Source organism: Microcoleus sp. (assembly GCF_049646505.1).
Lineage (GTDB): Bacteria > Cyanobacteriota > Cyanobacteriia > Cyanobacteriales > Microcoleaceae > Microcoleus.
In genome coordinates, this window is record NZ_JBARVX010000189.1 from 1 (window position 1) to 6,864 (window position 6,864).

The window sequence follows — 6,864 nt, forward strand, 5'->3', positions numbered from 1 at the left end:
CTTCTAGCCCGTCCTAACTATTTTTGCAAGAAGTCTACTAATTTTCAATAGCGACGTACCCTACAATAACTAATGACTAATAACTAATGACTAATGACTAATGACTAATGACTAACGACTAATGACTAATGACTAATGACTAATGACTAATGACTAATGACTAATGACTAATGACCAATTCCCAATGCCCAATGCCCCATTCCCAATTCCCAATGACTAATGACTCTACTTATCTTGCAAGTGTTTGTGAACCCTAGGAGATAAAGCAACTAAATCGTCAATATTGCGCTGCATGGTAACACAAATATTGTCCAAAGGCAAATCATTGGGATCGTGTTGGAAGGGATTTTCTATTTCTAGACCGATTTCTTCGATGCCGAACAAAGTAAAACTAATTAAAGCTACAACTGGACCGGTTCCCCAACCCAACTCGTTCACCATTTGAAAGGGCAGTGCCAAAGAGTAAAGCAACAATAGCTGTTTCAGGTGAATCGCGTAAGCCAAAGGGATAGGTGTCTTCAAAATCCGCTCGCAGCCGCCTAATACATTTATCATAGAGTTTAGCAACTCTTTCATAGCAGTTAACTGATAGACATCGAGGCAATTGCGCTCGTACTGCTCGTGCAAATAATCCTCAATCCAAAATGCAATTTCTAGCGGTGGATTGTTCATCAACTTGAGCTTTTGATACTGCGATAGGGACATCAACGGCTCCAATTCTGAATTTACTGATTCTTGGCGCAAATGCAATTTCATCGATACTGCAAAGGCAGGCAACAGGCGCAGGACTGACTTTTTGAGGGCGCTATCCTGCGGGTCTTTTTCCTCAATTGCTACCCAGATTTGACGCGCTAAATTGCGGACGTTGTTGACTAAGGTTCCCCACATTTTCCGACCTTCCCAAAATCGCTCGTAGGCTGTATTTGTCCGAAAAACTAACAGTAAACCCAGCACAATACTCGGTACAATACTAGATAAAATCGGCAAGGAAACGGGCAATTTTAAAAAGTGCAGCAGGGAAATAAAAAATCCAAAGCCGCCGCACAGCAAAACCCGGGGCAAAATTGAGAGAATGACAGACCCTCGAACCTGTAATGCAATTTTAAACCAAGACGGTCGATCGACATTCATGCAATTCTCCTCATAAAATTAAATCGCTCGTCTGCGCCCACAGTCTATTTTCGATTGGCGATTGACAAGGGCAGATGCAATCTGGGGGTTGGAACTTTAATCTAAAATTGGGGCTTTTCACAACTTCTATAGGGCGCTGGTATCCCTATTGGGGTGCGGTGAGAGGTTCCGAAAAAACCTTTCCTACAAACAACCTTTGGATTTTATCCAAAAAACTCATCTTTAGGATATATCTAAAATCTAAAATTGATTGACTGATTGATCCACTTAATTAGGTATGATTGGTTGTGTATCTTTAGACCTCAGCTTCCGTGCAAGAGCTACCGACATCTTTGCCCCCGAATTCTCCCCGATTGCCCAACCAGCGGTGGCAAATTTATGCGCCTCAACCGCAGCAAGCCGAACAGTTTGCCGCAGAAATCGGTTTGTCGTCTTTGCTAGCACAGGTACTGATTAACCGGGGCATCGATTCTGTGGAAGAAGTGCAGGGGTTTATCGAACCGGAATCTCTGGTTTTGCCCGCGCCAATGGATGAGTTTCCCGATTTGGCTGCGAGTGTCAAATTGTTGCGGGAGGCGATTTCGGGAGGGCAGAAAATTGCGATTTGCGGCGACTACGATGCTGACGGGATGACGAGCACGGCTTTGTTGCTGCGAGCTCTCAGGGCTCTGGGCGCGAAGGTGGATTATGCTATTCCCAGCCGGATGCGAGAAGGTTACGGGATTAACGATCGCATTGTAGAAGAATTTCACGCCGAAGGTGTCGCTCTGATTCTGACTGTTGACAACGGGATTGCAGCTTTCGGGCCCGTTGCCAGAGCGCGAGAACTCGGTGTAAAAGTTATTATTACAGACCACCACGATTTGCCGCCAAAACTGCCGCCTGCGGATGCTATTCTCAACCCGAAATTAATTGCGGAATCTTCGCCTTATCGCGGCTTGGCTGGGGTAGGTGTTGCCTATGTTTTGGCGATTACTTTAGCTCAAGATTTGAATAAAGTTGGTGGGTTAGTAAATCCGCTGCTGGAGTTATTTACTTTGGGAACTATTGCGGATTTAGCTCCTTTGACTGGGGTTAATCGCCGCTGGGTAAAGCGGGGTTTGCGACTGTTGCCTCACTCGCAATTGGCGGGGGTTCAAGCTTTGATTCAGGTGGCGGGAGTACAGGCGGGCAGTGCGGAAACTTTACCTCTTTTTAATTCAAAAAGTCAAGCTAATAATACGTTAAAGCCTGAAGATATTGGTTTTAGGTTGGGGCCCCGGATTAATGCTGTGGGGCGGCTGGATGACCCTCAAATTGTGATCGAGTTGCTGACGACGGACGATCGCGAATTGGCACTCAAAAATGCGATGCAGTGCGAACAAATCAATCAGCGCCGACAGGAGTTGTGCCAGGAAATTGAGCAGGAAGCGATTGCTTGGTGCGAGAAAAGTGCGATAGATTTGCAGCAGGAACGGGTTTTAGTTGTGGTGCAGCCCGGTTGGCACCACGGGGTGATCGGAATTGTGGCTTCTCGGTTGCTGGAACGCTACGGCGTACCCGTTTTTATCGGTACTTTTGAGGAGGATGAGGCTGTAGGGGCGGTGGATGGTGCGTGCCCGCCCTCCGATACGGCTAATATTATCCGGGGCTCGGCGAGGGGAATTCCTGAATTTAATGTATTTGACGGGCTGAATTTTTGCGCTGATTTGTTAACTAAATTTGGCGGCCACAAAGCGGCTGGCGGTTTTTCGATGCCGGCCCAGAATCTCGAACAATTTCGCCATCAACTGTCAGTTTTTGCCAATCAATGTTTGCAGCCGGAACACCTCAAGCCGCTGGTTTCTGTAGATGTGCGAGCGGATTTGGCTGAGATTAATCTCGATCTTTACCGACAAATTGATGCTTTGGAACCTTGCGGAATTGAAAATAAGGCTCCTGTATTTTGGACGGCTAATGTTTGCATCACTGAACAGAAAATTGTGGGTAAAGGAGGCCACGTTAAACTAACTGCAACTCAAGATGAAAAAGGCTCGGCTAGCGTGAAGGGGATTGCTTGGCGTTGGGGCGAATATTTTCCTTTGCCTCGGCGGGTTGATATTGCTTACCGATTGCGGGAAAATAGTTTTAATGGCAGGACTTCGGTTGAGTTAGAATTGTTGGGTGTCCGCTTACCTGCAAGTGCTGCGAGTTCGAGGCGGCAGGTGTTTGGAAAAGTTGAGTTTGATTATTGCGATCGCACTTATTCTTGCAGTCTGTCTCCCGCCGGTTCTCAAGAGGAGTTGAGAATTCGCAACTCTCAAGGGCAAGTTTTGGCTGTTGCAACCGGACAAAACGTCGGTTTGTTGGGTAAGTCCCGCCTCGATGCTAGAGAAGTCGATGTATCTTTACCTTTTTTTGAGAATTTGATTCAAACTGCTAAACACGCCCTGGGTATTTGATAAGAAAGCTCGTGCTGCTGGGAAATTTGGCGATCGAGCTTTGGGAATGAGTGCATCATAATTTAAAATTCAAAACTCCCAATTCTCGATCGCCAGCGCGCTATAATTACAAGTCGCCGCCTTTAGCGGCCAGTAGAAAAATCACGATCGGGCCGCTGAGCACGACTGCTGCGAGTAAAGCTACCTGAACAATGAGTTGGTAGTTTACACCGCCCAGGCCGCTGAAAAGATCGGTTATAAAGTCCATGTGTCCTCCTGACTGTAGTTATTAAGTCTAGATTGTTGAATTAGAAAATCCGCTTCTGATTTTACCGGGCTATTGTCCCTCTTGTTTAAGGAAATTTACAAAAGTCAACAAAATGTAAAGAACGATCGACCTCCCAGCGATACCAAATCCCAGTCAAAAACTGCTGTGCCCATCGACAGAAGGAAAGAGGGAGAGACTCCGAAACCGGGATTTTCCGCCTCCGGCGCTGGCACTTGATATACTACCAAAAGCTCAAATCTTCTGGGGTTTCGGATTTTTCCCGATCCCCGGCCAAATCTCTAATCTTAAATCGAACGAACTATGGCGAATTGGCGTTGCGTAAAACAATGCGGTGCTTGTTGTTACCTAGAACCAACAGAGCGCCCTGACTTAGACGAATACTTATCGGCAGAGGAATTAGAGCTATATTTGAGCTTGGTCGGAGATGACGGTTGGTGTATCAATTTTGACAGAGCTACGCGAGAATGCGGAATATATGCCGATCGACCGCGCTTTTGTCGGGTAGACTCTGAGGTGTTTGAGGAGATGTACGGGATTGAGCCGGCCGAGTTGAACGATTTCGCGATCGAGTGCTGCAAGGAGCACATTGAAGACCTTTACGGCGATCGATCTTTGGAGATGATCCGCTTCAACTCCGAAGTGGGAATTCTCGCCTTACCCGGCAATTAACCGCCTTGAAGCTTCTTTGGGCTTGGTATGTCCCGATCGTTTTTGGCGATTGGCATTTCAATCTAAAATCCTTCGACGCTCGCCGAACCTCTAGCGCCGGAGTCTAAAATCTAAAATAGAACGATCGTCTGGCGGTTTCTCCAGCCGATAGTGTCAAAATAAATCAAGGAAATATCGCGCAGTTGAGTTGAGCCATGAGCAATCGAGAAGGTTTTACTGGAGGATTTATTGCCGGAGCCGCAGTTGGAGGCTTGGTGGGCGCAGTTTTGGGCGCAGTGCTGTCGCGGCGCGCTGCTGAAGGTTTGCTGAGTGAACCTTTAGAAGCAAAGGCAAGAAAGATTCGCCAGAAAAAAGCCAGCCAACTCGAAGCCGAAGGGATGGAAGTAGCAAGGCTGAGTTTGGAAGATAAAATTGCCCAGCTAAATCAGACCATCGATGACGTGCGGCTGCAACTCGGCGATGTCAACGGGAATGGGCCAGCGCACAGCAGCGAGGGTTCGATCGCCCCAGACTCCTGAGTCAATTTAAAATTGTAGATTAGTATGCCAGTTGCATCCGGGCGATCGACTTTCACGCGGGAGTGTTCGCTCGCACAGCACGAAGCCAGAGACAGACACCAGCGAGCCGGAAAATCGCACTCCCAAACAACATTTTTACCAAATCGGGACGATCCCACTCTCGCCCCCTCCCCAGCTATGCTAAGCTTAAAGCTGAAGCGTCTGTAAACTTTACTCAAACTTCAAACAGAATATATGAGTTATTCCATAGGTCTTTTGGCAACCACGCTGTCCTCATTTCTGCAAATCTATGTAGTCCTAATGATTTTTAGGGTGCTGTTAAGCTGGTTCCCCAACATCAATTGGTACGATCCCCCGTTTTCAATTTTGAGTCAGTTAACAGATCCTTACCTGAATTTATTCCGATCGATTATCCCCCCCCTAGGAGGGATTGACTTTTCACCGCTGATTGCATTTTTTGTACTTCAGTTCGGCTCGGAATTCTTGATCGGTTTGTTGACCAGCTTGCAAACAGCCTTGTAGTTAGAAAAGCTTAATTTGTTAAGCAGCAAGCGTAAAATGTTTGGCAGACATAGCAGCACGCAACTAAATTTTAGATTTGACATTTTTAGATAAACTCCCCGGTTAAAAAGCTGGGGAGTTCTTCGTAAATTAGAAATGAGAAATTGCCAGCTTTTCAACAATCTAAAATCTACCAGCGAAAATCGAAAACTGCATCGCAATTTCAGGGCCACCCAAAATCTCAAATAGTTTTGTTAGCGGCGAACCACGCCAGTAAAACCTGTAGCTTTAAATTGCTTGAGCTTCAAAGGTGTTCGTTGATTGCTGGCCACCGAAATTCTAATTTCAAAATCGCTAACTCCGGGAGGAACTTCTGCGATGGAACCCAAGCGAGTCCGGTTTTGCATCACCGGATTTTCATCTGCATCATAAATGCGGCCGAAAATATCCGCATTGACAACAGGTTTGCCGCTGCTATTTTCCGCTTTTCCAGTAATCAAAAAGCAGTTAGCTTCCATAGAACTGCCGCTGGTGACTGTTCCTTCTGCCATTTCGGCCGGACATTCGTGATAAGCAAGATCCGAAAGTTTGATCTGTGTCAGAGCCCAAGCGGGCGGAGTGTATGCCAAACTAAAAATTGCGATCGCGCAAGTAGCAAAAAAAAGACTGATAGCTCGAAATTTCATAAATTGCAGCTTAGCGTATATTTTAATTCCCAGCTTAGCGCGAATTCACGATCGAATTTTCAACATCTTTAGGGAAACAGCACTGCGCGGTTTCCCTACCGCCACACAAATAGCATCAGTCTAAGCCTAAATGCTGCCGCAGGGCTTGGCGCATCACATCGACTGGGACTGATTCTGTGTCCAGCCAAATTTTCAAGGCGGCTGCTCCTTGTTGAACGAGCATTTCGAGTCCGTCAATAGTTCGCGCCCCTCTTTGCTGCGAATCTTTGAGAAACTGAGTAGGATTCGGGGTGTAAATTAGATCGTAGGCGATCGCACCTGCAGAAATTCGATCGAGCGCAGCAGCAGAAACCGGCGACTTTTCCCCGTGCGGGTGCATCCCCACAGGAGTAGTATTCACCAGCAAATCCGCCTGCGGAATTAACATTGACAAATTATCCCAAGTATGCACCTGCAAATTTTGCACCGGCATCGGAGAATTCACCCAACTCTGCCGAAATTCTGCTAAATTTTGTTCGCTGCGGCCGACAACGTGAATCTCTGCACATCCCAATTGAGCGCATCCAGCCACAACAGCCCTCGCCGCCCCGCCATTCCCCAAAATTACCGCTACTTTCTGACTCCAATCGGAACCCCCCCTAGCCCCCCCTTGGTAAGGGGGGGGACTGGAT

General features: G+C 47.0%; 8 protein-coding genes and 1 pseudogene. 5 read left to right on the forward strand and 4 right to left on the reverse strand.

All coding sequences use genetic code 11. The features are described 5' to 3' along the window. Window positions 1-225: 225 nt before the first annotated feature. Window positions 226-1,131 carry a bestrophin family protein gene (locus tag WBA89_RS10410; RefSeq protein ID WP_424406220.1) on the reverse strand — a complete coding sequence of 302 codons (906 nt, stop codon included), beginning with the start codon at window positions 1,129-1,131 and terminating at the stop codon, window positions 226-228. 311 nt (window positions 1,132-1,442) lie between these two features. Here WBA89_RS10410 and recJ point away from each other — a divergent pair, with 311 nt between their 5' ends. Beyond that, window positions 1,443-3,551, forward strand: a complete 2,109-nt coding sequence (gene recJ / locus WBA89_RS10415) for a single-stranded-DNA-specific exonuclease RecJ (RefSeq protein ID WP_424406221.1) — start codon at window positions 1,443-1,445, stop codon at window positions 3,549-3,551. 106 nt (window positions 3,552-3,657) lie between these two features. On the opposite strand, the gene psb30 is transcribed toward recJ, so the two are convergent. After that, window positions 3,658-3,798, reverse strand: coding sequence for a photosystem II reaction center protein Ycf12/Psb30 (psb30, locus tag WBA89_RS10420; protein ID WP_193976083.1), 141 nt, complete (start codon window positions 3,796-3,798; stop codon window positions 3,658-3,660). Window positions 3,799-4,119: 321 nt separating this feature from the next. Between psb30 and WBA89_RS10425 the strand changes: the two genes are divergently transcribed. The 4 genes from WBA89_RS10425 (at window position 4,120) to WBA89_RS10440 (ending at window position 5,528) form a co-directional block, all read left to right on the forward strand. After that, window positions 4,120-4,488, forward strand: a complete 369-nt coding sequence (locus WBA89_RS10425) for a YkgJ family cysteine cluster protein (protein ID WP_424406222.1) — start codon at window positions 4,120-4,122, stop codon at window positions 4,486-4,488. Window positions 4,489-4,682: 194 nt separating this feature from the next. Then, window positions 4,683-5,006, forward strand: a complete 324-nt coding sequence (locus tag WBA89_RS10430) for a hypothetical protein (protein WP_424406223.1) — start codon at window positions 4,683-4,685, stop codon at window positions 5,004-5,006. A 24-nt stretch (window positions 5,007-5,030) separates the two neighbouring features. Continuing rightward, the gene (locus tag WBA89_RS10435) at window positions 5,031-5,213 is read left to right on the forward strand and encodes a hypothetical protein (protein ID WP_424406224.1); all 183 of its coding nucleotides are present in this window, start codon (window positions 5,031-5,033) and stop codon (window positions 5,211-5,213) included. 27 nt (window positions 5,214-5,240) lie between these two features. After that, window positions 5,241-5,528 (forward strand): YggT family protein, encoded by a 288-nt coding sequence (locus tag WBA89_RS10440; protein ID WP_424406225.1) that lies wholly within the window; start codon window positions 5,241-5,243, stop codon window positions 5,526-5,528. Between the two features lie 233 nt (window positions 5,529-5,761). Here WBA89_RS10440 and WBA89_RS10445 read toward each other — a convergent pair whose 3' ends face one another. Together WBA89_RS10445 and WBA89_RS10450 are read right to left on the reverse strand one after the other, a co-directional pair. Then, a complete protein-coding gene (locus WBA89_RS10445) occupies window positions 5,762-6,193 on the reverse strand; it encodes a hypothetical protein (RefSeq protein WP_424406226.1) in 432 nt (143 codons plus the stop codon). Window positions 6,194-6,308: 115 nt separating this feature from the next. Then, a pseudogene (locus WBA89_RS10450) lies at window positions 6,309-6,864 on the reverse strand (shikimate dehydrogenase); the annotation flags it as partial.

What these genes read in the sequence shown, in the direction of transcription:
- WBA89_RS10435 (WP_424406224.1), top strand. Translation starts at nt 5,031, where the DNA reads ATGCCAGTTGCATCCGGGCGATCGACTTTCACGCGGGAGTGTTCGCTC.
- WBA89_RS10425 (WP_424406222.1), top strand. Translation starts at nt 4,120, where the DNA reads ATGGCGAATTGGCGTTGCGTAAAACAATGCGGTGCTTGTTGTTACCTA.
- psb30 (WP_193976083.1), bottom strand. Translation starts at nt 3,798, where the DNA reads ATGGACTTTATAACCGATCTTTTCAGCGGCCTGGGCGGTGTAAACTAC.
- WBA89_RS10430 (WP_424406223.1), top strand. Translation starts at nt 4,683, where the DNA reads ATGAGCAATCGAGAAGGTTTTACTGGAGGATTTATTGCCGGAGCCGCA.
- WBA89_RS10410 (WP_424406220.1), bottom strand. Translation starts at nt 1,131, where the DNA reads ATGAATGTCGATCGACCGTCTTGGTTTAAAATTGCATTACAGGTTCGA.
- WBA89_RS10440 (WP_424406225.1), top strand. Translation starts at nt 5,241, where the DNA reads ATGAGTTATTCCATAGGTCTTTTGGCAACCACGCTGTCCTCATTTCTG.
- WBA89_RS10445 (WP_424406226.1), bottom strand. Translation starts at nt 6,193, where the DNA reads ATGAAATTTCGAGCTATCAGTCTTTTTTTTGCTACTTGCGCGATCGCA.